Source organism: Hymenobacter cavernae, assembly GCF_014641455.1.
Lineage (GTDB): Bacteria > Bacteroidota > Bacteroidia > Cytophagales > Hymenobacteraceae > Hymenobacter > Hymenobacter cavernae.
On the sequence record NZ_BMHT01000006.1, the window covers coordinates 173,071 to 199,155 of the forward strand.

The 26,085-nt window shown below is 56.3% G+C and carries 25 protein-coding genes; 15 read left to right on the forward strand and 10 right to left on the reverse strand.

The features are described from left to right. Nucleotides 1-23: 23 nt before the first annotated feature. Together sppA and IEX74_RS16725 are read right to left on the reverse strand one after the other, a co-directional pair. Nucleotides 24-1,787: a signal peptide peptidase SppA gene (sppA, locus tag IEX74_RS16720; protein WP_188815160.1), complete on the reverse strand. Its 1,764-nt coding sequence runs from the start codon at nucleotides 1,785-1,787 to the stop codon at nucleotides 24-26. A 182-nt stretch (nucleotides 1,788-1,969) separates the two neighbouring features. Beyond that, nucleotides 1,970-3,313 carry a replication-associated recombination protein A gene (locus tag IEX74_RS16725; RefSeq protein WP_188815161.1) on the reverse strand — a complete coding sequence of 448 codons (1,344 nt, stop codon included), beginning with the start codon at nucleotides 3,311-3,313 and terminating at the stop codon, nucleotides 1,970-1,972. A gap of 61 nt (nucleotides 3,314-3,374) precedes the next feature. Here IEX74_RS16725 and IEX74_RS16730 point away from each other — a divergent pair, with 61 nt between their 5' ends. From IEX74_RS16730 to IEX74_RS16740, 3 genes are all read left to right on the forward strand, one after another. After that, on the forward strand, nucleotides 3,375-4,319 hold the full coding sequence (locus IEX74_RS16730) for a DMT family transporter (protein WP_188815162.1): 945 nt from the start codon (nucleotides 3,375-3,377) through the stop codon (nucleotides 4,317-4,319). Nucleotides 4,320-4,388: 69 nt separating this feature from the next. Beyond that, the gene (locus tag IEX74_RS16735; RefSeq protein ID WP_188815163.1) at nucleotides 4,389-4,598 is read left to right on the forward strand and encodes a hypothetical protein; all 210 of its coding nucleotides are present in this window, start codon (nucleotides 4,389-4,391) and stop codon (nucleotides 4,596-4,598) included. A 70-nt stretch (nucleotides 4,599-4,668) separates the two neighbouring features. Next, the gene (locus IEX74_RS16740; protein WP_188815164.1) at nucleotides 4,669-4,995 is read left to right on the forward strand and encodes a PIN domain-containing protein; all 327 of its coding nucleotides are present in this window, start codon (nucleotides 4,669-4,671) and stop codon (nucleotides 4,993-4,995) included. Between the two features lie 42 nt (nucleotides 4,996-5,037). Here the strand turns inward: IEX74_RS16740 and IEX74_RS16745 are convergent, their stop codons facing one another. Together IEX74_RS16745 and lpdA are read right to left on the reverse strand one after the other, a co-directional pair. Continuing rightward, on the reverse strand, nucleotides 5,038-5,229 hold the full coding sequence (locus IEX74_RS16745) for a hypothetical protein (protein ID WP_188815165.1): 192 nt from the start codon (nucleotides 5,227-5,229) through the stop codon (nucleotides 5,038-5,040). Between the two features lie 93 nt (nucleotides 5,230-5,322). Then, nucleotides 5,323-6,717 carry a dihydrolipoyl dehydrogenase gene (gene lpdA, locus IEX74_RS16750; RefSeq protein ID WP_188815166.1) on the reverse strand — a complete coding sequence of 465 codons (1,395 nt, stop codon included), beginning with the start codon at nucleotides 6,715-6,717 and terminating at the stop codon, nucleotides 5,323-5,325. A gap of 224 nt (nucleotides 6,718-6,941) precedes the next feature. On the opposite strand from lpdA, the gene IEX74_RS16755 reads away from it, so the two are divergent. Next, a complete protein-coding gene (locus IEX74_RS16755; protein WP_188815167.1) occupies nucleotides 6,942-7,163 on the forward strand; it encodes a hypothetical protein in 222 nt (73 codons plus the stop codon). A 54-nt stretch (nucleotides 7,164-7,217) separates the two neighbouring features. On the opposite strand, the gene IEX74_RS16760 is transcribed toward IEX74_RS16755, so the two are convergent. Then, nucleotides 7,218-8,465 carry an NAD(P)/FAD-dependent oxidoreductase gene (locus tag IEX74_RS16760; protein ID WP_188815168.1) on the reverse strand — a complete coding sequence of 416 codons (1,248 nt, stop codon included), beginning with the start codon at nucleotides 8,463-8,465 and terminating at the stop codon, nucleotides 7,218-7,220. Nucleotides 8,466-8,626: 161 nt separating this feature from the next. Between IEX74_RS16760 and fabG the strand changes: the two genes are divergently transcribed. Then, the gene (gene fabG, locus IEX74_RS16765; RefSeq protein WP_188815169.1) at nucleotides 8,627-9,376 is read left to right on the forward strand and encodes a 3-oxoacyl-[acyl-carrier-protein] reductase; all 750 of its coding nucleotides are present in this window, start codon (nucleotides 8,627-8,629) and stop codon (nucleotides 9,374-9,376) included. Between the two features lie 215 nt (nucleotides 9,377-9,591). After that, complete coding sequence (locus IEX74_RS16770) at nucleotides 9,592-10,773, forward strand: MFS transporter (protein WP_188815170.1); 1,182 nt, start codon at nucleotides 9,592-9,594, stop codon at nucleotides 10,771-10,773. Nucleotides 10,774-10,781: 8 nt separating this feature from the next. Here IEX74_RS16770 and IEX74_RS16775 read toward each other — a convergent pair whose 3' ends face one another. The 3 genes from IEX74_RS16775 to IEX74_RS16785 form a co-directional block, all read right to left on the reverse strand. Next, nucleotides 10,782-11,528 carry a hypothetical protein gene (locus tag IEX74_RS16775; RefSeq protein ID WP_188815171.1) on the reverse strand — a complete coding sequence of 249 codons (747 nt, stop codon included), beginning with the start codon at nucleotides 11,526-11,528 and terminating at the stop codon, nucleotides 10,782-10,784. Between the two features lie 32 nt (nucleotides 11,529-11,560). Beyond that, a complete protein-coding gene (locus IEX74_RS16780) occupies nucleotides 11,561-12,709 on the reverse strand; it encodes a hypothetical protein (protein ID WP_188815172.1) in 1,149 nt (382 codons plus the stop codon). Between the two features lie 167 nt (nucleotides 12,710-12,876). Beyond that, nucleotides 12,877-13,104, reverse strand: a complete 228-nt coding sequence (locus IEX74_RS16785; RefSeq protein WP_188815173.1) for a UPF0175 family protein — start codon at nucleotides 13,102-13,104, stop codon at nucleotides 12,877-12,879. 182 nt (nucleotides 13,105-13,286) lie between these two features. On the opposite strand from IEX74_RS16785, the gene IEX74_RS16790 reads away from it, so the two are divergent. The 5 genes from IEX74_RS16790 to dnaK all read left to right on the forward strand — a co-directional run bounded on the left by IEX74_RS16790 (nucleotide 13,287) and on the right by dnaK (nucleotide 20,310). Then, a complete protein-coding gene (locus IEX74_RS16790; protein ID WP_229755341.1) occupies nucleotides 13,287-15,362 on the forward strand; it encodes a vWA domain-containing protein in 2,076 nt (691 codons plus the stop codon). Nucleotides 15,363-15,512: 150 nt separating this feature from the next. Then, nucleotides 15,513-16,001, forward strand: coding sequence for a hypothetical protein (locus tag IEX74_RS16795; RefSeq protein WP_188815174.1), 489 nt, complete (start codon nucleotides 15,513-15,515; stop codon nucleotides 15,999-16,001). A gap of 198 nt (nucleotides 16,002-16,199) precedes the next feature. Next, nucleotides 16,200-16,958 carry a pseudouridine synthase gene (locus tag IEX74_RS16800; protein ID WP_188815175.1) on the forward strand — a complete coding sequence of 253 codons (759 nt, stop codon included), beginning with the start codon at nucleotides 16,200-16,202 and terminating at the stop codon, nucleotides 16,956-16,958. Next, nucleotides 16,955-17,917, forward strand: a complete 963-nt coding sequence (locus IEX74_RS16805; protein WP_188815176.1) for an alpha/beta hydrolase — start codon at nucleotides 16,955-16,957, stop codon at nucleotides 17,915-17,917. Before IEX74_RS16800 ends, IEX74_RS16805 begins: the two co-directional genes overlap by 4 nt. A 455-nt stretch (nucleotides 17,918-18,372) precedes the next feature. After that, entirely contained in the window at nucleotides 18,373-20,310 is a 1,938-nt protein-coding gene (dnaK, locus tag IEX74_RS16810; protein WP_188815177.1) for a molecular chaperone DnaK, read from the forward strand. A 230-nt stretch (nucleotides 20,311-20,540) separates the two neighbouring features. Here the strand turns inward: dnaK and IEX74_RS16815 are convergent, their stop codons facing one another. Continuing rightward, complete coding sequence (locus tag IEX74_RS16815; protein ID WP_188815178.1) at nucleotides 20,541-21,212, reverse strand: hypothetical protein; 672 nt, start codon at nucleotides 21,210-21,212, stop codon at nucleotides 20,541-20,543. A gap of 45 nt (nucleotides 21,213-21,257) precedes the next feature. On the opposite strand from IEX74_RS16815, the gene IEX74_RS16820 reads away from it, so the two are divergent. Continuing rightward, nucleotides 21,258-22,406, forward strand: coding sequence for an FAD-dependent monooxygenase (locus IEX74_RS16820; protein ID WP_188815179.1), 1,149 nt, complete (start codon nucleotides 21,258-21,260; stop codon nucleotides 22,404-22,406). Nucleotides 22,407-22,530: 124 nt separating this feature from the next. Here the strand turns inward: IEX74_RS16820 and IEX74_RS16825 are convergent, their stop codons facing one another. Further along, nucleotides 22,531-23,700 carry an endonuclease/exonuclease/phosphatase family protein gene (locus IEX74_RS16825; protein ID WP_229755342.1) on the reverse strand — a complete coding sequence of 390 codons (1,170 nt, stop codon included), beginning with the start codon at nucleotides 23,698-23,700 and terminating at the stop codon, nucleotides 22,531-22,533. Nucleotides 23,701-23,857: 157 nt separating this feature from the next. Here IEX74_RS16825 and IEX74_RS16830 point away from each other — a divergent pair, with 157 nt between their 5' ends. The 3 genes from IEX74_RS16830 to hemE are packed head-to-tail and all read left to right on the forward strand — an operon-like array spanning nucleotide 23,858 to nucleotide 26,046. Continuing rightward, nucleotides 23,858-24,475: a MarC family protein gene (locus IEX74_RS16830; protein ID WP_188815180.1), complete on the forward strand. Its 618-nt coding sequence runs from the start codon at nucleotides 23,858-23,860 to the stop codon at nucleotides 24,473-24,475. An 11-nt stretch (nucleotides 24,476-24,486) separates the two neighbouring features. Then, on the forward strand, nucleotides 24,487-24,975 hold the full coding sequence (locus IEX74_RS16835; protein ID WP_188815181.1) for a hypothetical protein: 489 nt from the start codon (nucleotides 24,487-24,489) through the stop codon (nucleotides 24,973-24,975). Nucleotides 24,976-25,014: 39 nt separating this feature from the next. Beyond that, nucleotides 25,015-26,046: a uroporphyrinogen decarboxylase gene (gene hemE, locus IEX74_RS16840; RefSeq protein ID WP_188815182.1), complete on the forward strand. Its 1,032-nt coding sequence runs from the start codon at nucleotides 25,015-25,017 to the stop codon at nucleotides 26,044-26,046. Nucleotides 26,047-26,085 lie beyond the last annotated feature (39 nt).

Below are 26,085 nucleotides of genomic sequence, written 5' to 3' on the forward strand. Positions count from 1 at the left end.
GCGTTTTGCTTTATAAAAATCTATTACTGAATACTCAGCTCAAACGGCAACCTAGCTTGTACACCTTGCATCTGGGTGAGCTTTTTGTATTGCTCGTACATCGGGTACATAGGGCCCATTTCCTGCTTGATCATGCGCAAGCGGGCTTCTTCGCCAAAGCTGTTGAATAGGGCAAGGAATGGGTTAGTATCCTGCCGGGGCAGGTACTGCACGTTGTAATCATCCGCTTTGAGGTTGGCGCGGCGGGCGGCAATGCGCATGGCATCGTCGAAAGAACCTAGCACGTCGACGAGGCCGCGGGCTTTGGCTTCCTCCCCCGACCACACCCGTCCCGAGGCCAGGCGGCGCAGCCGCTCGACGGGCATGTGGCGGCCCTGGGCGGCTTTGGTGGTGAAGTCGGCGTAGATACGGTCCACTTCCCGCTGAAGCTGCCGTTTCTCAAACTCCGTGAGCGGGCGCGTGATGGTGGGCAGATCGGAGAACTTACCGGTGGTCACGCGGTCCGTCGTGACACCTAGCTTGTCGCGCAGCAGCGGCTGAATGTTGGGCAGCACGCCAAACACGCCAATGCTGCCCGTAATCGTGTTCGGGTGCGCCACGATGGTATCGCAGGCCATGGCAATGAAGTAGCCGCCCGAAGCCGCCACGTCCGACATCGAGCAGATAATCGGCTTCACCTTTTTGGTAAGCACCACTTCGCGGTAAATAATGTCCGAGGCCAGCGACGAGCCGCCGGGCGAATTCACGCGCAGCACCACGGCCTTCACTTTGTCATCCAACCTAGCTTTGCGAATGGCTTCCGCGAAGCGCGTGCTGCCGATGTTATCGTCGCCGCCTTTGCCGGTCACGATGTCGCCCTCGGCGTAGACTACGGCAATGCGGTTGCCGCTGGCGCTGTCGTCTTCGTCTTCCGACTTGGTGTAGCGGTCGAGGCTGATCATGCTCAGCTTCTTGTCTTTCGCCACGCCCACCTTGCCCTTCATGTAGTCAAGCGCCTGGTCGTAGTAACCTAGGTCGGTCACGAGGCCGAGCTGTTTGGCGTCGTCAGCGTTGTGCACCAGCATCGAGTCGCTGATGACTTTGATGCGGCTCGGGGAAATGCCGCGCGCGGTAGCCACATGGCCCAGCATGAAGTTGTTGAGCGAGTTCAGGAACGAGGTGGTTTGCAGCCGCGCCGAATCCGACATACTCTCGCGGAAGTACGGCTCCACGGCGCTCTTGAACGAGCCTACGCGGAAGATATACGGCTCAATACCAGCCTTTTCGAACAGATTCTTGTAGTAGTACGTCTCCGAGCTAAGGCCGTTGAACTCTAGCGTGCCCTGCGGATTGAGGTAAATCCGGTTGGCGACGGAGGCCAGGTAGTAGCTCTTCTCGGAAGCTATGTCGTTGTAGGCCACCACGAACTTGCCCGACTTTTTGAAATCGATCAGCGCGTCGCGCACTTCTTCCAACGACGCCATGCCAGCTTGCACCAGCTCCACGTTCAGGAAAACACCCTCGATGTCGTCGTCCGTTTTGGCGCGGCGAATGGCTTCCTTGAGCTGATCGAGGCCGGTGCTTTCCGCGTTGTTGCCGGTGATGTAGGCGGCCAGCGAACCAGGGTTTTCGCGCTCCGAAATGGGCTTATCCAGCTTCAGCTCCAGCACCGAATTGGTAGCTACGGCCACGTCTTTCTCGGAACGGGAAGCGCTGTAGGCCAGCCCGATCAGCACAACCAGCCCGATTACGCCGAAAAGTACGAGGCCCACGATGGTAGCCAGCACGTACTTAAAAAATTGTCTCATTGATCAGAAGAAAATAGGTAGATGGTAGCCTAACAAATGTAGAAGGCTTTGGGTGCTTTTCCGCCTGACGTAGCGCGAAGCTCCAGCTTCGCGCACGAGCAGCGCGAGTTCCTACGCGTCTGACGTCAGCTTACGCCAATTACTCGCTTTGCTCGTGCGCGAAACTGGAGCTTCGCGCTACATCAATACCCGTATTTCTCGCCCCACCACTGCCGGAGCCGCTCGCGCATTTTGGCTTCGCTGGCGTTCTGGCCGGGCTCGTAGAACACGGTGCCGCTCAGCGACTCCGGCAGGAACTCCTGGTAGGCAAAGTTGCCCGCGTAATCATGCGAGTACTGGTACTCGTTGCCGTAACCTAGCTGCTTCATGAGCTTGGTGGGCGCATTGCGCAACGGAATCGGGACCGGCTGCACGCCCTGCTGCCGCACCAACGAGCGAGCTTGCTTGATGGCCAGGTACGACGCATTGCTCTTGACGCTGGTAGCCAGGTACACTACCGTTTGCGACAGAATAATCTCGCTTTCTGGCATTCCGATTACGGTTACGGCCTGAAAGCAGCTTTGCGCCAGCATTAGGGCGTTGGGGTTGGCGTTGCCCACATCTTCGGAAGCCAGGATGAGCAGGCGACGCGCAATAAACTTGGGGTCCTCCCCTCCTTCCAGCATCACGGCCAGCCAGTACACGGCCGCGTTGGGGTCGGAGCCGCGGATGCTTTTGATGAAGGCCGAAATCACGTCGTAGTGCATCTCGCCGCCTTTGTCGTAGCGGGCCAGGTGCTGCTGGGCTAGCTTTTGCACCACCTCATCAGTGATGACGATTTCGCCGGTGGCGGGGTCGGGGCGGCTGGCTTCCACGACGATTTCGAGCAGGTTGAGCAGCTTGCGTGCATCTCCGCCCGAGATGGTGAGCAGGGCGCCGTACTCGGCCATACGCACTTTTCTCTGCTTCAGGATTTCGTCTTCGGCTAAGGCTTTATCCACAATGCTGATGAGCACGTCTTTATCGAGCGGCTCTAGCACGTACACTTGCGCCCGGCTCAGCAAGGCCGGAATGACTTCAAAAGACGGATTCTCGGTGGTAGCGCCAATCAGCGTAACGACGCCTTGCTCCACCGCGCCCAGCAGCGCATCCTGCTGCGACTTGCTAAAGCGGTGAATCTCATCGATAAACAGAATCGCGTTGCGCTGTTTCCTGGCTTTTTCAATCACCTCACGCACGTCTTTCACGCCCGCATTGATGGCGCTAAGTGCGGCAAACGGCAGCTTCAGCTCATCGGCCAGCAAGTGCGCCAACGTGGTTTTGCCCACGCCGGGCGGCCCCCACAGAATGAGGCTAGGTAAGCGCCCGCCGTTCAGGTAGCGCCGCAACACGCCCTCGGGACCCACCAGATGCTGCTGCCCGGCGTAGTCGGCCAGGGTATGTGGGCGCCGCCGCTCGGCCAGCGGGGCGCCGGGCCGCGCAGCCGGAGCCGCTGAATTAGAGGAAGATGTGGAAGAGTCAGAATCGAACAGGGAACCGGTAGCCATATAACCTAGGTAAGGTGCAAAAGTAGGCGGTAGGCTCGTAGCCTCCTTACCTTTGCCGTTGATGAAAAACTCTTTACGCGTCCACGCAGCCTTATTCACAGCTGCTTTCATTTACGCAGCCAACTACAGTCTGTCGAAAGACGTGATGCCGCACTTCGCCCGGCCGTTTGGGCTGGTCACGTTGCGGGTTATTGGCGCGGCGTTGTTCTTCAACATCCTGAGCCAATTCGTCACCAAAGACCGCATCACGGGCCGCGCCGATACGGTTCGCTCTATTCTCTGCGGCCTCATCGGCATTGCCTGCAACCAACTGCTTTTCTTCTCGGGCCTGGAGCTAACTACGCCGATCAATGCGTCGTTGGTGCAAACGGTGTCGCCGATTGTGGTCGTGCTAGCCTCGGCCATTTTGCTCGGCGAGAAGATTACGCCGACTCGTGCCACCGGCATTTTGCTGGCCGGCGTGGGCGCGGCGCTTATTATCCTAGGTCGTAAAACGGGTGCCTTGCCCGGCCAGGATACGCCGCTGGGCAACTTGTATATCTTGCTGAATGCCACTGCATTCGGCATTTACCTGGTCATCGTGACGCCGCTCATGCGCAAGTACCACCCGTTTACGGTGCTGGCCCGCATCTTCCTGGTGGGAGCGTTGGCAGTAGTGCCTTTCGGCTGGCGCCAGGCCGCAGCTATCGACTACGCGCACCTGCCGCTGCTTATCTGGTCGGAGATTCTGTACATGGTTATCTGCCTCACGATCCTGGCTTATCTGCTTAACAACTGGGCGCTTAAGTACGCCAGTCCTGCGCTGACGGGCGTGTATATCTACCTGCAACCGGTGCTGGCCGTCATCATTGCCGTGGGCTTAGGGAAGGATACCTTTACGCTTCAAAAAGCTTTGCAGGCTTCCTTGATTTTTATCGGCGTGTTTCTGGTGAGCCGCAAGCCCAAAGCAGCTTCAAAGCCAGCGGCAGCAACGGTGCCGCTGGAACCCGTGCAAGTGCAAGAGTGAGCCAGAAACCTTTTGGTCAGGTTCAACGCTTTTCAGGTATCTTTCTCTTCAGACCTAGCTTTTCAAGTTATGACTACCTTAACCGTCACCCTCAAGAACGAACACGCCTTACGCCTGCTCGAAGAATTAGAGCAGCTGGAGGTTCTTAGCATTAATGCTACTTCCGAAGCGCAGCCTTCATCTACCGGTCCTTGCTCGCCCGAAGAGCGAACGTTTAATGCGTTTAGCTTTCCTACTAACGGCTGGAAATTTAACCGCGACGAAGCAAATGAGCGGTAGAAGCTTCTTCGATACGAATGTTCTGGTGTATGCCTACACTAATAATGATGTAGTTAAAAAAGCGTAAGCCTTGTCTGCACTGGCTCAAGCTGATACCTGGATTTCCACGCAGGTACTCACCGAATTTATCAACGTTAGCTCTCGTAAGTTCAAGACGCCCTGGCCAGTAATCATGGCTGGTTATCCGGAACTTGTACGCAACTTTTCTATCCACACGAATACCCCGACTACCATTCTGCGAGCCACTGAAGTTGCTCAGCGTTACGGCTTTTTGTGGTTTGATTCGCTCATCGTGGCGGCGGCGCTCGAATGTGGCTGCCAGACGCTCTACTCGGAGGATTTACAGCACGGCCAGTTACTTGCCAACACATTGAGTGTGGTTAATCCTTTTATTTAAAGACAGTTGACTCGCCTTATTATCGCTGAGCAGCTTTAGCACCTAGCTTTTCAGCCCCTTGGCGTATTTATACACCATCATAATCATGGCTACGGCTTGAATAGCTAGCCCAACAAGCGCAAACAGGCCAGAACCGCCAACATTTTGCCTTTTCAGCAAGCCGCCAACTACGACTAAGGCAATGCCGGCCAATAGAATTAAAAATAGACGCTGGTAAGAAGGAAACTTTTCCATAGCTCAAAAGAAAATTGCTTGTATTTAACGAAAAGCCCTAGCATCCGCTGGCGGATGCTAGGGCTTTTTACTTTAGCTAACAGCCAGAACTTCTTACAAGTGAATCACTTCGCCGTAAGCAGCTGCAGCCGCTTCCATGATAGCTTCCGACATCGTTGGGTGCGGGTGAACGGCTTTGATGATTTCGTGGCCGGTGGTTTCGAGCTTGCGGGCTACCACTACTTCGGCAATCATCTCGGTCACGTTTGAGCCGATCATGTGGGCACCTAGCCACTCGCCGTACTTCTTATCGAAAATCACCTTCACGAAGCCGTCTTTCACACCGCCCGCGCTGGCTTTGCCCGATGCGGAGAAGGGGAATTTGCCCACCAGCACGTCGTAGCCTTGCTTTTTGGCTTCGGCTTCGGTGAGGCCCACCGAGGCAATTTCCGGCGAAGCGTAGGTGCAGCCGGGAATGTTCTGGTAGTTGAGCGGCTCGGGGTGGTGACCGGTGATGGCTTCCACGCAGATAATGCCTTCGGCCGAAGCGACGTGCGCCAGCGCCGGCCCCGGAATGATGTCGCCGATGGCGTAGATGCCGGGCACGTTGGTCTGGTAAAAGTCATCAACGATGACGCGGCCACGCTCCGTTTTAATACCTAGCTCTTCAAGACCTAGGTTCTCAATGTTGGTCACGACGCCAGCGGCTGAGAGCACCACGTCGCAGTCAATTTGCTGGTCGCCCTGGGCGGTTTTGATGGTCACTTTGCAGCCGGGGCCGCTGGTGTCTACTTTGGTTACCTCGGCGCTGGTCAGCACTTTGATGCCCATTTTGGTGAAGGACTTCTCCATCTGCTTCGACACCTCTTCGTCTTCGATGGGCACGATGCGGGGCAGGAACTCCACCACCGTCACTTCCGAACCCATGGAGCGGTAGAAGTACGCAAACTCGACGCCGATAGCGCCCGAGCCTACCACTACCAAGCGCTTCGGCATTTGCTCCAAGGTCATGGCCTTGCGGTAGCCGATGATTTTCTTGTCGTCGATGGGCATAGCAGGCAGCTCGCGCGAGCGGGCACCGGTAGCCAGGATAATGTGCTTGGCCTCAACGGTTTCTTTGCTGCCGTCGGCCTTCGTTACTTCCACTTTGCCGGGAGCGAGCAGCTTGCCAACACCCGAAACCGTTTCGATTTTATTCTTCTTGAACAGGAAGTTAATGCCTTTGCTCATGCCATCGGCCACGCCGCGGCTGCGCTTGATGACAGCACCAAAGTCGTAGCTGGCGCCCTCAACCTTCAGGCCGTAGTCGGCAGCATGGTTCATGTACTCAAACACTTGTGCACTCTTGAGCAGTGCTTTGGTCGGGATACAGCCCCAGTTAAGGCAGATACCGCCGAGCGACTCCCGCTCTATCACGCCTACTTTCAGCCCGAGCTGCGAGGCCCGAATAGCAGCTACGTAGCCGCCGGGGCCGCTGCCGATAACGACCAGGTCGTATTGCAATGCCATGTTAATTGTCTTGAAGAGAACAGATTAGAAAAGAGAACCGCGCCGGGCCAGGGCCGGGAGGCGCGACAAAGATAACCAGCGTTTGCTACCCACCATAACCTAGGTTACGCGGCGATTGTTGGAGTAGCTACAAAGTAGAAATGCTAAATACTTACTCCTTTAAACACGCTCACTACGTAGAAAGTGCAAACCGGCCGCCGGCCTCATCTTCGCACCATACCACCATGAAACACGCTCTACTTACCATAACTTTTGGCCTGGGCACCCTGCTTCTTACCACGCAGTGCGCTACCACCATCGAAACCGAAAAACCTAGCCTGGAGGCACGGCGCGCCATGCTCTCGGAGAAGCCCGAGCCTCGCGTGCGCGACTCTGTCGGCGTTGACACCGCCGGTGCTGCGGCCACCGCGCCTGATGCAAAAGTGTCGGCTACGCAACGGCCGTAGTGATAACAGTAGAAGAACGTCATGTCTCCTGATGGTCGACATGACGTTCTGTCTTTACCGCACTTTTCCCCCAAACAGCAGCTTGAGGTAAAAGCTAGGTTGGCGCAGCCGCTCCCGCAGATCTAAATCCACGAACATGCTGGACAGCGTTGCCGCCAGCATGGGGTTGTTGGTAGCGCGATTCGCCACGAAGTTGAACAACCAAGGATAGTTCAAGAGCCGCTGCATAGTGTGGCTCAGGCGCAGCTCCTGCCCTAGCCTGCGGTACACTGCCGCATCATACTGGCGCAAAAAGCTAGGTGTAACATCGTTAGCCACCAGCGCTTTAGCTGCCCAGTCGGCGGCGTGCCGCCCGCTAACCATAGCGTGGCTGATGCCTTCGCCTGTAAACGGGTCGATGAGCGAGCCGGCATCACCGAGCAGCATATAGCCTTCGCCCGACAAGGCCCGGCGCTTGGAACCCAGCGGCAAGCCGAAGCCGCGCACCGGACCCAGCCGCTCGGCACCCGCGAAACGATCTTTCAGCGCCGAATGCGTGGTGAGCATCTCGTTCAGCTTTTCGCGTAGGTTTACTTTTTTGCTCGAAACGGCCTCCGTCAGCATGCCCACGCCTACGTTGGCTTGCCCGTTAGGCAACGGAAAAATCCAGAGGTAGCCAGGGAGGAAGTCTTTCAAGAAATGCAGCTCGATAAAATTTTCGGCGTTCATGCCGGTCACGCCCTGGTAATAGGTGCGTAGGCCGGCGCAGTGATGCGCGGGCTCCAGCGCGTGCCCCGCCACTTGCCGCGCAAAAGCCGATTGCGCGCCGTTAGCTACCAGCAGCAGCCTGGCCGAAATTTCCACGGATTCATCAGCTGTACCTAGGTGCCAACGCCCGGTGGCGGTGCGCTCGTGGCGCACGATGTCGACGTCTTCCAGCAGCTCGATTTCCGGGCGGCGGCGCACCTCTTCGATCAGGAAATTGTCGAAATCGAGGCGCTTGGCTACGTAGCCTACTACGTCGGTGCCGCCGCCGGTGGTGGGCTTGAACGGAATGCTGAGCCGCCGGCCGTTGGGCGCAAAGAAGTCGATGCCCCAGGCGGGCACCTGCGCGGGCGAGGCAGCTAGCTTGCCGGGCAAATCGGCGCTAATACGGCGCAGTTCCATGACCACTTTGCCGCTGAGCGCATCGCCGCAGATCTTGTCGCGCGGGAAGGTAGCGCGGTCGACTAGCAGGCAGCTTTTCCCCGCGTTGGCCAGGTGCAGGGCCGCCGTAGCGCCACCCGGTCCCGCCCCCAGAATGCAAATATCGACTTCGCGCACCAGTTGGTTTTTGGTTCTTTGTTTTTGGTTTTTTGCTTTGCTGGCAACTATCCGGCAGCGAAGATGGCAACTTATCGGCAGCTAGACAGCGCTGTTTTCGTAATTACGAGAGCTAAAAACCAAAAACTACCAACCAAAAACCAAACTCCTATCTTCGCCGCATGACAAAACTGCTCGACGGAAAAACCGCCCTCGTCACGGGCGCTTCCAAAGGAATCGGCCGCGCTATTGCGGCGCATTTCGCCCAGCTAGGTGCCAACGTGGCGTTCACCTACCTTTCCAGCGTGGAAAAAGGCCAGCAGCTCGAACAGGAACTGGCGGCGCACGGCACCAAAATCAAGGGCTTCCGCTCCGACGCGTCCGACTACGCCCAGGCCGAAAAGCTGGTCGACGACGTAGTGGCCGAGTTCGGCAAGCTGGATATTTTGGTGAACAACGCCGGCATCACGCAAGATGGTCTGCTCATGCGCATGAGCGAGCAGCAGTGGGACCAGGTACTGAACGTGAACCTCAAATCGGTCTTCAACCTCACCAAAGCCGCTACCAAGCCCATGATGCGCGCCAAAGCCGGCAGCATCATCAACATGACATCGGTAGTGGGCATCAAAGGCAACGCGGGCCAGGCTAACTACGCTGCTTCGAAAGCGGGCATTATTGGCTTCACCAAATCGGTGGCGCTGGAGCTAGGTTCGCGCAACATTCGTTGCAACGCCATTGCGCCCGGCTTCATCGAAACGGAAATGACCGGCGCCCTCGACCCCAAGCAGGTTGACGAGTGGCGCAAGGCCATTCCGCTCAAGCGCGGCGGCTCGCCGGAGGACGTAGCCAAGGCCACCGCTTTCCTGGCTTCCGACGATTCGGCCTACATCACCGGCCAGGTGTTGCAGGTCGATGGGGGCATGCTGACCTAGGTTTTTCTTTCTTTTTCTGAACAAGATTCAAACGTGTCGGGTTGTTAGGCCTTGGTTAACAGGGTCTGGCAGCCCGACACTTCGCTTTATACCGTAGCGCGAAGCTCCCGCTTCGCGCGTCGTTGAACGATAATCGTTGTTACCAACCTAGGTGCCAGTCGTTCAACCATACGCGAAGCGGGAGCTTCGCGCTACATGCTCACAATCAAGTCTTAATGAAATCAAAAATTGCACTTGTGCCGCTGACCCTAGGTGGCCTGGGCATCGGCATGACCGAATTTGTCATGATGGGCATCCTACCGGACATCGCCCACGCCATGCACATTTCCATCCCGACGGCAGGCCACTTTATTTCGGCGTATGCACTGGGCGTAGTGGTGGGGGCGCCGCTGCTGGTGGCCCTCACGGGCAAGCTGCCGCCGAAACAGATTCTGGCGTTGCTCATGGGTTTGTTTGCGCTGGGCAACGGGTTGTCGGCGCTGGCACCTAGCTATAATATCATGCTCCTGACCCGCTTTATTTCGGGTCTGCCGCACGGCGCGTTCTTCGGCGTAGGTGCCGTGGTAGCGGGGCGTTTGGCAACGCCCGGCAAGGAAGCGCAGGCCGTGTCCATCATGTTTGCCGGCCTGACTATCGCTAATATCATCGGTGTACCAATTGGCACTTACCTAGGTCATAACTTCAGCTGGCGGATTCCGTTCGTGCTGATCGTGCTGGTGGCGTTGATAACCGTGGTAAGCGTGCGCCGCCTGCTGCCCGATTTGCCTGCCAAGAATACACGTTTGCAAGACGAGTTTCACGCCTTTACGAAGTTAGAGCCGTGGATGATTATTGCCATTACGGTGCTGGGCAACGGCGGCTTTTTCGCGTGGTTCAGCTACATCGTGCCATTGTTTACCGACGTAACCGGCTTCAGCCACAACGCCGTGACGTTTCTTATGGTGCTGGCCGGCGTCGGCATGGCCCTAGGCAACTTTCTGGGTGGCTGGCTCACCGACCGCATGTCGCCGCTGCGGGCTACCACCTGGCTGCTCATGGCCATGACGACAGCGCTCCTGCTCATCCCCCTGGCGGCCCATTATCAAATCCCCACGATCATCATGACCATCCTGACCGGCGGCCTAGCTTTCTCCACGGCGGCGCCCATCCAGATGCTGATGATTCGGGCGGCGAAAGGTTCCGAAATGCTGGCGTCCTCGCTGAGCCAGTCGGGTTTTAACACGGGCAACGCGCTTGGCGCGTACCTAGGTGGTCTGCCCATTGCGGCGGGGCTAGGGTATACGTCGCCGGAGTGGGTTGGCGCGGCGATGGTGGCGGGCGGAATTCTGTTTTGCGTAGCGCTGGTTCTTCGGCGGCGAAAGAAGGTTCAGCGGCAGTTGGAGCTGGTGGCGGGGTAAAGCACTTGCTAGCTATTCAGCAGCTTATTGCGGTGACCTTCGATTAATTGAATCACAATCGACACTTTTTGAGCAAATTCTTCATCAGTCGTCTCAAAGAAAGCGGCCTCCAATTTAGCAAGCATAGCTTCCGTAGTTAGCCATTTATAGAAGTACCGACCTGCAACCTCTAATTTGTAGATGCTATCTAACGTTTGACGCTGAAGCACCGCCTTCGAATTACATTCTACAAAGTTCACTAAATGCACTAGTGCTTGCGGAAAGGCTGCTTCCCAAAGATCTAGTAGCGTTCTAAATCTCGGGTACACGTTAGCAATAGCAACGAAATAGTCACTGAAATGGGCTTCAGCCTTATAATCAAAAGATCTTAGTAGATATTGCCAAAAAGCGAGCAGGTACTCTTCTACTGCTGCTTGCTCTGGTTCTGGCCAAATACGCCATTTTCCGTAATTAAGCTTACTAAGTGCAGGCCACTCATCTATATCTAAATCGTACTGCGTAAGCAACTCGAATATGCGTGGCAAGAAGTGTTTAAAGTCGGCCACATCTCCCCAAGTAGTCATCGCCTTGAAGTAGAAAATTCTTAAGTCGTCACCCGAGAGTTCATGCAACGGTTTACAAGTCAAATCACGATTCCATTGATCTAAATTATCCGCATACATAGGGCTGCCATCCATATTCGGGTTAGCAGGATATTTTGCAAATGCCTTGTACAGATTACTTACTGCTGCTTTTAAGTTAATTTCTGGGTCCACTATATTCCTTAATCATGCTATACCTAACCTATCTACTCCGGCTTTACATCCTTAAAGCCCATCTGCTTCACCTCTTCGCTCGATAGGTTCTTCACCTCAGAAATCACCGATATATCTGATTTCTGAACCAGGTTATTGGTTTTGTTCTCAGCGGCTGCGGGTTGTGCTTGCGAGGAAGCCGTTACCTGAGAAGCTTTATTCTGAATTTCAACCGTTTCGGCTTGCAGGCGCGTGACCTTCTTTTGCGCGGTCATCAACTCATCTTTCAGGTTGTTTACCTGCGCCCGGTACTCGTCGGCTACTACGCGCTGGCTTCTTAGCATTTCCTGCATTTCGGCCACGCGGTTTTTCAGTTCGTTGGCTTCGGCGCGGGCCGCGTTCAGCTCACTTTCCCGGATGCGGCGTTCCTGCTCGGCCCTGTCCACCACCATTTTTTCCTGCTGAACCTGCTGCCGCACGGCCAGCTCGCTGTTGCTGATCAGGTTATCGCAGTTCTTGGTCATGAGCAGGTTGGTGAGGCTCACCAAGTCGACCGACACGACGTAATCCGTCTTGAACTGGTCGGAGGAGTTGTACACCTTGCCGCCCGCGCTGAACACAGTGCCGCTGATACCGGCTTCCGTGTTAATTTCCTGATAGGTGCGGCTGTGCACGCTCGTCACTTTCGCCGACCGGATATAGTAGATCTTCTTCTTAATCTCCTTGTCGACGTTCTTCGCGGCCCGGCAAATATCCAGGTACGGAATAGAGGTTTCCGGCACGAGCACGCCGTTCACGTCCGTCAGAATTACCTCCACAATGGAAGCGGTAGAAGCCGCCACCGACGCCACCATGTAGCTGCCGTTCATCGCCGACGCCGAGCTGATTTTGGAATTGTACAGCACATCCGACAGCGTTGAGCTGCGCAAGGGCGGCTCCCCCGATTTGATGTACTGCCCAATAATACTCGCTTTATCCTTGTCTTCCAGCAAGATAAGGCAACCCACCAGGTCTTCGATCTTGTTGCGGTACATGGCCAGCCCCTTGATGAAGGTGCGGTCGGTGTAGTCGCGGGGGAAGTGGGCATTCAGGGTCGAGCCCGCATCACTGAGCTTCACCCGCACAATGCGCTGGGCACTAGCCGGGCTATAAGCAAAAGCGGAACCTAGGGTTGCTAACAGGATGAACAGTACTTTTTTCATGCGCTAACTATCGGAGCAGCCTTTCGCTTAGGATTCTTCTCACGAAGCTAGCTCCTGATTACAGACAAAACTACTCCCTACAAAAGCAGTTCCATAAGGCTAGGCTTACCAGTTGTAGTGCATAGCCGCTGCTAGCTTGCTGCTTTAAATCAAATGCCACAATAATGCTAGGCATTGGCTACATCGCTAGCTAAATCGGAAGCCGGGTAATTGAAAACGGACACGCCGTACCTGCCTAGCAGCTCAATAAAGGTTCGTTTGGAAAGCCCGCAGATTTCCGCTGCTTGCCCAAGCGAAACTTTCCCTTGTTCATACAGGCGCGTTGCAACCAGCATTGCTACTTCGTTAGCATCTAAATTCAGCGTATCAGGTAGGTTGAGGGTTATTGTTTGCATGCGCTAAAAGAGTAGTCAAACGAAATGTAGCGACAATCCACCAGTGTTTTGCTATGCTACATGTCACCAAAACCCGGCATTCTTTCCTCCACCGAAAACACACTAACTTCGCCCAGCGCCTACCGCAAGCAACTCTTGCCCTAGCTTCGGGGTTCTTATCGCTCTAGCTATCCAATTCGCCTTTGATTTCCTTTGCCTCCTCTCCCTGGCTGATTCTACTGTGCCTGGCCGTGGGCGCGGGCTACGCGGCCCTGCTCTACTCGGCCAAAGCGCCGTGGAGCAAGCCGCTGAACTACGGCCTGGCTTTGCTGCGCTTCCTGGTAGTCAGCTTCTTGTGCTTTTTGCTGCTCTCCCCGTTCGTGAAGACGACCAGCACGACGACCGAAAAGCCTACCGTGGTACTGGCCGTCGACAACTCGCAATCGGTTGGGCTGTTTACGCCGCCGGCCGTGCTCAGCCAGGCTACCGCTGGTATGCAGCAGCTCATTACATCGTTGCGCGGCCGGGGCTTCAACGTGGAAACCCGCACGCTCGACCCGAACGCCCGCGCCTCCCGGCCCGATTCGCTGCGCTTCCAGGCGCCCGCTACGGACTTGAACGGGCTGCTCTCCGGCGTGCAGGAAGCCTACGACGGGCGCAACCTGGCCGGCGTGGTGCTGGTGTCGGATGGCATTGTGAACCAGGGTCAGTCGCCGGTGTATTCGGAGTTTAACTTCCCGATTTACAGCGTAGCCGTGGGCGACACGGTGCCGAAGAAAGACCTGAGCCTGCCGGCGCTTACGTATAACCGTGTGGCTTTTAGTGGCAACCGCTTCCCGATTGAAGCCGAAATCGGCTACGATGGCTTTAGCGGCGGCGTAGCCAACGTCCAGCTGCGCGAAAATGGCCGCGTGCTGGAAACCAAGCGCGTGAACCTAGCTCCGGGTCGGCGGCGCCAGAAAACAACGTTTCTAATTACGGCACCGGCGCCCGGCAAACGGCGCTACGAGGTCGTCATTGAGAAGCAAGCCGGCGAATTCACTACACTCAATAACAACAAGTTCGCCTACGTGGAAGTGGTGAAAGGCAAGCTGCGCGTGCTGCTGGCCGGCGCCGCGCCTCACCCCGATTTGAAGGCGTTGCGGGCCGCCATTCTGCAAAACGACAACTTCGACCTGGTTTCGTACCTGCCTGGCATTGCGCCGCTCAAGGCTCAGGATTACGATGTTGCCATTCTGCACCAGCTACCGGCCCGCGGCGGTGTAGGTGGCGAGGTGTTGGCGCAGGTACGTGCAAAGCGCATTCCGGCCTTTTACATCCTGGGCGCGCAATCGGACCTGAATGCGTACAACAACCTAGGTTCGGGGCTCACCATCACGCCCCGCGGCACCCAGACCGACGACGTGACGCCAGTGCCGAACCCTACGTTTTCGCGGTTTTCCTTCGAGGAAGATGCATTGCGGCGCTTCGCTGCTTACCCGCCCGCCGCCGTGCCCTTTGGCGACTTGCGCCTGGGTGGCGGTGCCGAAGCAGCCTTGTTTCAGCAAGTTGGCAAAGTAAGCACCCAGAAGCCGCTGCTGGTATTCGGTGGTTCGCTGGAACAAAAGCAGGCCACGCTCCTTACCGACGGCAGTTGGCAGTGGCGCCTGCAAGAAGCCGCCGACCACGACGACCGCCCCGAAGCTTATGACCGCTTCATCATCCGCACGCTCCAGCTCCTGACGCAGAACGCCAACAAGAAGCGCCTCGACGTGTATCCCACGCAAGACGCCTTCACCACCGCCGATGATATAACCTTCGGCGCGGAAACCTACAACGCCATTTTCGAGCGCATCTACGGCCAGCAGATCAGCCTTACGCTCACTGATGAGAAAAATAAGACGCGCACCTTCAGCTTCACCAACAGCGAAGATGGAGCTCCGCTGCACCTAGGTCCGTTACCGGGCGGCCTCTACCGCTACCAGGCCCGCGCTACCCTAGGCGGCCAGCCGCAGCAAGACCGGGGTGAGCTGCTGGTTCAGGAGCAGCAGCTCGAAGCCCTCGATGCCCGCGCCGACCACAACCTGCTCTACCAGCTCAGCCGCCGCAATGGCTCGCGGCTGTATTACCCGAGCCAATTCGCCCAGCTCACCCAGGATATTCAAAAAGCCGACTACAAACCGGTGATTTACAGCCAAGAGGATCTGAAGGATCTTATTAACCTGAAATGGTTGTTCTTCCTCATCCTGGCGCTGGTGACAGCCGAATGGGCCGCCCGCAAGTATTTGGGCGGAATTTGATTGTGGGAACGCACCGCGGCGCGTTCGTCGTTGAACGACTCGTCCACTAGTAAATTACGTGTGTATTGTTTTGCAAACGGCGCGGGCGAGAACGCGCTGTGGCGCGGTCCTACATTCGTTGCTCGATTCTACTTTATTATTTTGCACACCATGAAATCTGCTCCGCTTTTCCTCCTGATTGGGTCTGCCTTGCTGGCTAGCTGTAATTCAACTGAGAGGCAAGCAAAAGCTGCTGTTTCTGACTACATCAGCAGTGGCCTGGGTGAACCCGGCTACTATCGACCCGAGAAGTTTACGCTTCGTCCGTACACCCGCAAAGACTCCGTGGCCTACGCTGCCCAGCTCGCCGAGCTGACAGCCGCCGCTGACACGGTGATTTTTCGCGATGAAGCCGGCCACATTCTGCCGCGCCCTACTGCCGCCGCTGCCAACAAAGCGCAGATCTCCACCAAGCTAGCTTCCGATGCCACGCCCATTGCCACCTACGTGTATCATACGTACCGCGAGCAAAGCAAAACCGGCCGCACCTCCCGCGACAGTGGCGAGTTCATCGTCTACCCCAACGGCAACGTGATAACCCTGGTGCCGCGCCGCGTGCGCGAAGCTAGGTTGAAGCAATTGCAAGCGCAAAAGCAGTAACTTTCTTTTGAAAGAACGGCCTCGTTGAACAAGTGTAGAGACGCGAAGTGTCGCGTCTCCTCGTTGCTGATGTTGTTTATCTAGGTAGGTCGTTCAACGAGGAGACGCGAACCGAAGGAAGGCGTAAGCCAAATGTCGCGTCTCTACACCTGTTCAGTTCAGCAGGAGATTCTCTTACTTCATTCTATTTCAATCCCAATGCGTTACGTTCTCGTCAACAAGCCTTTTGAAGTTCTTACCCAGTTTACCGACGAGAATGGCCGGACGACGCTCAAGGAGTTTGTGCCGGTGCCCGGCATCTATCCCGTCGGCCGCCTCGATTTCGACAGTGAAGGCCTCGTGCTGCTCACCGACGACAAGCCCTTGCAACATCGCCTGGCTGATCCGCGCTTTAAAGTGCCCAAAACCTACTTGGTGCAAGTAGAAGGCGAGCCGACCGAAGAGGCCTTAGAAAAGCTGCGCCGTGGCGTGCAGATCAAAGACGGCTTCACGACGCCGGCACAAGTAGAACTGCTCGCCGAAGTGCCCGCGCTTTGGGAACGAAGTAAGCCCATTCGCTTCCGGGCCAATATTCCGACCTCGTGGGTCAGCATCACGATTTCGCAGGGTATGAACCGGCAGGTGCGCAAAATGACGGCTGCTGTGGGCTTTCCCACCCTGCGCCTCGTGCGCTCCCAGATTGCGCACCTAGGTCTTGAAAACCTAGCTCCCGGCCAATGGCGCGAACTGACGGCGGAAGAAGTCAAGAAACTAAAAGCTGCTTTTTCGGCCACCAAACAGCCCGATCAACGGCCTGTTCTGACGAAAAAAGGGGATGCTAACGTTACTTCCCCCGAGAAGCCGGCGACCCGCAAACCAGTTGGTAGTCGTCCGGGTGGTCCTAAACCCTCCGGTGGCCCGGCAGGTTCCGGTAGTCGGCCGCCGCGTGGCGAGTCTTCTTCACGCCGTCCTCGATGAAACTACGTTCTCCGCTCACTGCTGGCACTCTTTTCCTGTTTGCCTCGGCTAATGTGCTAGCTTTTTGTCACGCCTGGAACTTCACGCATTTCTCGACTGACATCAAGCCGCGTACTGATCAGCCGGAAGAGCTTTCCCGAATTGAGCGGCTGAAAGTGCTGCTCACGGGAGTCGAGAACCCGAAGCCTGTAAACGAGGTTTATCCCGATTTTCCGTACGAAACCATCAACCTGGCTAGCCCGAATGGCCGCTTGGAAGCGTGGTACAGTGTATTGCCGAATGCGAAAGGCTGCGTGGCCTTGTTTCACGGGTACACCGGCAACAAAGCGAAGCTGTTGCATGAGGCCGAGAACTTCCGGCAGCTAGGTTACTCGACGCTGCTCGTCGATTTCTCAGGCAATGGCGGCTCGGAAGGAAATCAATGCACCGTTGGCTACCGCGAAGCGTTCGATGTAGCAGCTGCCTTCCAGTTTTTGCAGCAGCAAAATCCTGAACTGCCGGTGTGCCTTTATGGCATTTCGATGGGTGCGGTGGCTATTCTGCGGTCGCAGAGTGAGCTAGGTATCAGGCCAACAGCCAGCATCATCGAGTGCCCCTACGGCAGCTTGCTCGAAACCACCCAGATTCGCTTTCATTCGATGGGTGTACCGGATTTTCCGCTGGCCAACCTGCTCCTGTTTTGGGGCGGCGTGCAAAATGGATTCTGGCCCTTTAAGGTTGATTCGCGCGACTATGCGCGCCGCGTCACCGCTCCCACCCTGCTCCTCTACGGCCTCGACGACGCCCGCGTGACACGCCAGGAAACCGATGATATTTTCGACGCCTTGGGTGGCCCGAAGGATAGACATTACTTTGCTGGTGTTGGCCACGAACCTTATTACGTTCTACACTTAGAAACTTGGCGGAATAAGATCAGCGGTTTTCTGGAGCAATACGTTACGCGACAGTCAGAAGTCTAGCTTCGCGTATTGTTGCACGACTCGCGCCTTGGTCCGACGCTCTAGCGTCCGACCGTTTTGTCGGCTGCTGACACTTACACAAGCTAGGTGCACATGCATCGTTCGACCAGCGCGGCCGGATTATAAATCCGGCCGCGCTGGTCGAACAACACCGAGCAGCCCTAATCTAGCTCAACAAATAGCTCGACTTAGTGCGTGCTACTCAACGCGGTACGAAGCTCAGGCTTTGCGTTACAGGCCACAAGTAAGCCGTCTTGACAGTTGGCCGCTTGCCATTTTCCCGCATAAAAGTCAGTCCGACCGGAAAAGTCGTTAGCAACGGGCCGTTGTTGACAATCTGTCACGAAAAAAGCCTAAAAATGGCCCTGGTACGCTGCTTGTCATTACCCTGGCGTGCATGACTCGCACACCTTGAAACTGACATTTCCTCTTAATTATAAACTGTAACCATTCACATGGGAAAGATAATCGGTATTGACCTTGGCACCACCAACTCGTGCGTAGCCGTTATGGAAGGCAACGAGCCAGTGGTGATTCCGAATAGCGAAGGTCGTCGCACGACTCCCTCGATTGTGGCCTTCCTGGATAATGGCAAAGGCGAGCGTAAAGTCGGTGATCCGGCAAAGCGTCAGGCCATTACCAACCCTAAGAATACAATTCAGTCGATCAAGCGCTTCATGGGCCGCGGCTTCGGTGAAGTGACTGAAGAAACCAAGCACGTATCCTACGAGCTGGTGCGCGGTTCCAACAACACCGTAGCAGTTCAGATCGGTGACCGTCAATATACGCCCCAGGAGATTTCGGCAATGGTGCTTCAGAAAATGAAGCAAACTGCTGAAGACTACCTAGGTACCACTGTCACGGAAGCCGTTATCACGGTTCCCGCCTACTTCAACGACGCCCAGCGCCAGGCTACGAAAGAAGCCGGTGCTATTGCCGGCCTCGATGTGAAGCGTATCATCAACGAGCCGACCGCCGCTGCTTTGGCCTACGGCCTTGATAAAAAGCACACCGACCAGAAAATCGCTGTGTACGACCTAGGTGGTGGTACCTTCGATATCTCGATTCTGGAGCTTGGCGACGGCGTGTTCGAAGTACTGAGCACCAACGGTGACACCCACCTAGGTGGCGACGACTTCGACCAGGTTATCATCAACTTCCTGGCTGAAACGTTCTCTTCGGAAAACGAAGGCCTTGATCTGCGCAAAGATCCTATGGCTCTGCAGCGCTTGAAAGAAGCTGCTGAAAAAGCTAAAGTAGAGCTTTCCAGCTCAAACGAGACCGAAATCAACCTGCCTTACGTGACGGCTACCGCTTCGGGTCCAAAGCACTTGGTAGTGAAACTGAGCCGCGCCAAGTTCGAGCAACTCGCTGACAGCTTGGTTCGTCGCTCGATGGAGCCTTGCAAAAAGGCGCTGCAAGATGCGGGCCTGAGCACGTCGGACATCGACGAAGTAATCCTGGTGGGTGGTTCGACGCGTATCCCCCGCATCCAGGAAGAAGTTGAGCGCTTCTTCGGCAAGAAGCCTTCGAAAGGTGTAAACCCCGACGAAGTGGTTGCTGTGGGTGCTGCCATCCAGGGTGGTGTACTGACCGGTGAAGTAAAAGACGTTCTGCTGCTCGACGTGACCCCGCTTTCGCTGGGTATCGAAACGATGGGCGGCGTGATGACCAAGCTTATCGAGTCGAACACGACGATTCCAACCAAGAAATCGGAGACGTTCTCGACGGCTTCCGACAACCAGCCTTCGGTTGAGATTCACGTACTGCAAGGTGAGCGTCCATTGGCCAGCCAGAACCGCACCATCGGCCGCTTCCACTTGTCGGATATCCCACCAGCACCGCGTGGCGTTCCGCAAATCGAAGTAACTTTCGACATCGACGCCAATGGTATCCTGCACGTATCGGCCAAAGACAAAGGCACGGGCAAAGAGCAGAAGATCCGTATTGAAGCTTCGTCAGGCTTGTCTGACGCCGATATCGAGCGGATGCGCAACGAAGCCAAAGCCAACGAACAAGCTGACAAAGAGGAGAAAGAGCGCATTGAGAAGGTAAACGCTGCCGACTCGATGATCTTCCAGACCGAAAAGCAGCTGAAAGAGTACGGCGATAAGCTGAGCGCTGGCAACAAAACCGCCATCGAAAATGCCCTGGCTGACCTGCGCAAAGCGCACGAAAGCAAAGACCTAGCTCAGATCAGCACCGCGATGGATGCCATCAACGCTGCTTGGCAGACGGCTTCGACCGAGATGTACAACGCTACCCAAGGTGGCGCCGACGGTCAGCCTGGCGCTGACGGTTTCGGCGGCCAACCTGGTGGCAACGGCCAGCAAGGCCAGCCCGCCGGCCACGACAACGTGACCGACGTAGATTACGAAGAAGTAGGCAAGTAATTGCCGGCTTTAGAATAGAAAAGGCCCAGGAGCTAGCTCCTGGGCCTTTTTGTTTTAACGTCTTTAGGACGTTGTAGCAAGCGTGTAGAGACGCGACACTTCGCGTCTCGTCGTTGCTGATGTTGTTTATTATGAATCGTCCTAATTGGATCGTTCAACGACAAGACGCGAAGTGTCGCGTCTCTACAAATGACCGACGAAGTAGAGGTTGCTTACAGAACCGTTCGTCTCTACTTCCACACTTCCTCCGGATTAAACTCTTCCAGATACCGCTTCGGCAGTTTCAGCGTGCGCCGCGTCTTCTTCACCTGATCCTGGTCAATTCTTCCCTTCGAGACTTCTTGGATTGCGGTGAGCAGGTTGGTGCTGGTGGTGCTAATATCTCCTTCGGCCCGGTCAACGACTACCTCATCAAGGCCGATGAGGCGCATGCGATTCGTGCTAGGTTCGTAGCGAAAACGCGTGGTCGAGTTCCATGATTCGCGCGAGCCACCTTCCTGGTAGATGATTACGACGCCTTTCTTCACGCTTACGTCAGGCGTGCCACCTTCGTCGCCACCTAGCATTCCGAAGCAGCTTTTGCAGTACACGGCCTTGTTTGTCGCGCCCACGCGTTTCCAGGTGCCGTCGGGTTGTGCCAGGAGCACGACCAATGCGCGTTCATCACCCGAATCTTCCTGACCAGCTATTTTCTTCTCGTTCAACAATAACACTTTGTCGGGTCGAGTATCAGCGTTGAGGTCAGCGGTAAGCTGACGCTCTACCAACCAGCCACTTGGCACGAAGCTCGTGGGCTGCGGACCAGCCAAAGGAATGCGTTGCAGGTTGAGGGCGCGGGGCGCGTCCGGGCCTTGTAAAATGCTCAACAGGCTAGCTGCGGCGACAATGGGGAATGATAGCATAGCGAAAAGTTGTTGCTAAAATTGCACCACTCTTCAGCTCTCTTCATGCACTTTCTCATCATCGGCGCGGGCATCAATGGCCTCACTACGGCGCGGGCACTGCTCAACCTAGGTCACACGGTGCAGGTGTTTGAGGCTGCCCGCGAGCTGCGCGAAATCGGGGCCGGTGTGGTGCTGGGTGCCAACGCTATGCAGGCGCTTCAGCAGCTAGGTTTGTACGACGCCGTGCTGGCTTATACGCAGCCCGTCAAAGGGTTGCGGCTGCTCGATCAGCAAGGCCGGCCGCTGCAGATTGCCGACACGGAGCCGTTCACGCGCAAGCTAGGTTTCGACAACGTAGGCATTCACCGCGCCGATTTGCAGAAGGCCTTGCTCAGCGAACTGCCGTCCGATGTCGTGCAGCTAGGTAAGCCGTTCGTGCGCTTCGACGAGAAAGGCAATCAAGTAATTGCGCACTTTTCCGATGACTCCACGGCCACTGGCGACGCCTTACTGGCCGCTGATGGAATTCGCTCGCGGGTACGCTTGCAGCTACTGCCCAAGAGCCAACCGCGCTACGCCGGCTACACCTGCTGGCGCGCCGTTGTGGATGCCGCGAACCTAGGTTTGCCGTCCGGCAACTCCACCGAAATCTGGGGGACGCAAGGGCGGCGCTTCGGCTACGTGCCGCTGGTGGATGGGCGCGTGTACTGGTTTGCCTGCGTGAATACGCCTATTCCAAACGACCCGGCTTTTAAGAACCTAGGTAAGGCGGAAGTGCAACAGATCTTTGCCGATCTCCCCCATCCCGTCTCCGAGTTGCTGGCTCACACGCCCACCGAAGCGTATCTGTGGGGCGACATTCTGGACATCAAGCCTATTCGCCACTTCGCCTACGGGCGTGTGCTGCTGCTCGGCGACGCGGCCCACGCCACCACGCCGAACCTAGGTCAGGGCGCCGGGCAAGCGGTAGAAGACGCAGCGGTGCTGGCGAGCTGCCTGCAAAAACACGCGGAGTTGTCCGCTGCTTTCTGCGAGTTCGAGCGCAGGCGGCGGCCCCGCACCACCCGTATCGTGCAGACGTCCTGGTTTTTGGGCTGGGCTTCGCAGATCAGGAACCCGTTTATCTATAAGCTGCGCAACACCGTGATGCGCCTGCTCCCGGCTGCTGTGGCGCAGTGGCAAATGGCCTTCCTCTACGAATCCGATGATTAACTGTCATTCCGAGCATTCTGCGCATCAAGCAGAGACGAGGAATCTGGGTTAAGACCTAGGTTTGTTACCCAGATTCCTCGTCTCTGCTTGATGCGCAGAATGCTCGGAATGACAGGAGCCTAGCTTACGTGGTGCTTTGGTTGGCTGAACGGGGTTGGGCTGCTGCCTTTTCCCGTTCTTCCTCCGCTTCTTCCGCGAAGCCTTTGGCAATTTTTTCTTCCACTTCCTCGTAGTCGTCGGAGTCCGGCTTTTCGGCGTGCGAGGCTTGCTCCGCGCTGGCTTGTGGCTCGTAGCTAAGTCGGAGGAAGATGGGAAAGTGGTCGGAGCCGATGTGCGGCAGCCGCTGGATGTCTTTCACTTTGAAGTGCGCGGAGTGGAAGACATGGTCGAGTGGCCATCGGAACAAGTGATGGTCAGCGTGAAAAGTAGGCAGTAAGCCGCGCCCAATCCGCGGATCGAGCAGCCCGCTGATGCGCCGAAACAGCTCAGAGGTGTGCGACCACGCCACATCGTTCATATCGCCGGCCACAATCGTGGGCTCGTCGGAATGCTCGATTTCGCGGCCTACCAGCAGTAGCTCGGCGTCGCGGCGCGTGCTGGTTTTGCTTTCGGCGGGCGCGGGCGGCTTGGGGTGCAGGCAATGTAAACACACCAGCTCGCCCGAAGGCAGCTCCACCCGGCTGTGGAAGGAAGGAATATCATCCTCAATCAGGAACCGAATTTTAGGATCAACCAGCTTCAGCCGCGAAAATACGAGCAGCCCGTACGTATTCGGCAACGGCGCCAGCGCGGTGTACGGGTGCGTTTTCTCCAAGCTAGCTAGCTGGTCGAGCCACCACTGATCGGTTTCGACGGCCAGAATGATATCGGGGTCGTAGTCCTTGATAACCCGCAAACAGCGCCCCGCGTCGCGGTTGGTCATCAGCACGTTGGTCACCAGCAGGCTGATTTCGCGTTGCGGCGCCGCTCCTTTGTGCAGCTTGCTATCGGCTACTTGCTTGGGGCGCAGTGGCGTGTAGGGTAGAATGCGAAAGGCTTGGTAGATGGAGCTGGCCAGCAAAAGCACGAGCAAACCTAGCCCCCAAGGTCCTTGGTGCATCCTCAACAGCCAGGCAGCCAAGGCACTAGGGAGTGCGGCGCCCACAATCTGCAGGCGCGGAAAGTCAAAAATGCGAATCCACCACGCTTCTTGCTTGAGCAAGGGCAAAGCGGTAGCTAATACGGCGGCGCTGCCAACCAAGGCCGTAACGCCTTGACCGAGCAGCAGCGCCCACGAGAAGTCAATTTCGGGCACGCAGGGAGAGAGATTTGGTAAAAGGCAGCATGTAAGGCGGCCACTGTCGACTTGTACGCAACAGGAGCTTAACCGTTAGCACCTCTAAACATAGCATTTTTCCGGTTCTGTCGCGAGGCAATCCTTGTACCTTTGAGGCGCTGTCTGCTCGTGCTTTATGGAAATTCTACTCGCCACCTTCACTACGCTGTTCTCGGTCGTCAACCCGTTCAGCGCCATGCCGGTCTTCCTGACGCTCACGGAGTCTGACTCGCCGGTTGCACGGCAGCAAACGGGTTTGCGGGCGTGTATTTATATGTTCTTCGTGTTGTCGGTGTCGTTTTTCGCGGGGCAATACGTACTTAACTTCTTCGGTATCAACATTCATCACCTGCGCATTGCGGGTGGCATTCTGCTCATGCGCTCGGCCTTCGACCTGCTCACGCCCGGCGGCAATCGCGACCGGGTGTCGCCGGCGGCGCTGGAAGAAAGTATGCAGAAAGATGATATTTCCTTTACGCCACTCGCCATGCCAATGCTCTCGGGCCCCGGCTCCATTGCGGTGTGCATTGGTCTGTTTACCAAGCATCTATCTTACCCCGACATCAGCCTGATCGTGTTCGGGTTTGTGCTGGTGGCGCTGGCTAGCTACCTCATTCTCATGTCGTCGCTGCGACTCACGCGTTTCCTGGGGCGGCCGGGTATGTCGGCGCTGGCGCGGATTATGGGTTTTATCACCCTAGCTATTGGGGTGAATTTTATGGCTTCGGCAATTAAGGCGCTGTTTCAGGAGTAGAGAAATTATCTATGAAACGGCGGATTATTTATGCAGGATTATTATTTGTAGCAAGCAGTTGCAACTTCTCTCAATCCGGAAGCCACGAGTACACTCAGCCTACCTATAGAATAAACTTTTACATCGAGAATAACAGCCCTACGCAGCCAGCCATTGGTCTGACGGTAATATGGGATACATCGTTAATAGCGCAAGATACTTTTAGATATACCAGAATATCCGATCAATACAGCTACTACACGCGTAAGGAAGTGACAGGCAATCATCATCTAAAAATTGTTGACAGTAGTAACAAGTTGTCAATTGACACAACCCTGAACTTACAGGATTCGCTGACGCATGTCTTTGTTGGCTTTGCTTATAATAAGCTGGATACTACTGAACTCAATAGAATCAAGAAGCAACACTATCCAGAAGGAGACTCTGTTGTAATCAAAGCACTTTCTGAGCCGAAACGCTTAATAGTCCATTTAGAACACGGGCAAATCTCCATTCCTTGATGCGCTGCCGTAACTTGCGGCCGATTTCACCACCCCGTTATGCTCAAAAACGACCTTCTGCTTCGTGCCGCCCGCGGCGAACAAACCGAACGTACGCCCGTGTGGCTCATGCGCCAAGCCGGCCGCATCCTGCCCGAATACCGTGAGTTGCGCGCGCGCCTGAGTGGTTTCAAGGAGCTGGTCGAAACGCCGGAGCTAGCCGCCGAAGTCACGATTCAGCCCGTAGATGCGCTGGATGTGGACGCGGCCATTATCTTCTCCGACATTCTGGTAGTGCCCGAAGCAATGGGTCTTTCCTACGAAATGCTGGAAGCCCGCGGTCCGCTGTTTCCCGAAACTATCAAGTCGGCGCACGATGTGGAGCGGCTGCGCGTAGCCGACCCGGAGGAGCACCTAGGCTACGTGCTCGAAGCCATCCGCGTGACCAAACGGGCGCTGAATGGCCGCGTGCCGCTGATCGGTTTTGCCGGCGCCCCCTGGACGATTCTGGCGTACATGGTGGAAGGCCACGGCTCCAAAACCTTCTCGAAAGCGCGCCGCCTGCTCTATGCTGAGCCGGAGCTAGCTCACCAGCTACTGCGCAAAATCACGGATACGACCATTGCGTACCTGCAAGCCCAGGTGGTAGCGGGTGCCAACTTAGTGCAGGTGTTCGATTCGTGGGCGGGCATCCTGCCGCCGCACCAGTACCAGGAATTCAGCACGCGCTACATCGCCGAAATCTGCCGCGCTATTCCGGACGTGCCCGTGACGGTGTTTGCCAAAGGTGCGTTCTTCGCCGTGGAAGACTTTGCTCAACTCCCCTGCCGCACCATCGGCCTCGACTGGAACCAGGACCCTAGGTTGGTGCGCCCGCTCGTCGGCGACAAAACCCTGCAAGGCAACCTTGACCCCTGTGCCCTCTACGGCACGCGCGAGCAGGTGCGCCAAGCTACCATCGAGATGCTGCGCCAGTTTGGGCCGCACCGCCACATCGCCAACCTAGGCCACGGCGTGTACCCCGATACCGATGCCGACAACGTGCGCGTGTTCGTGGAAACCGTGAAGGAGTTCAGCCCGCAGCTACGATAAGCAGCCGCAGCTACCTACATATCGAACTTAGGTTTTTAG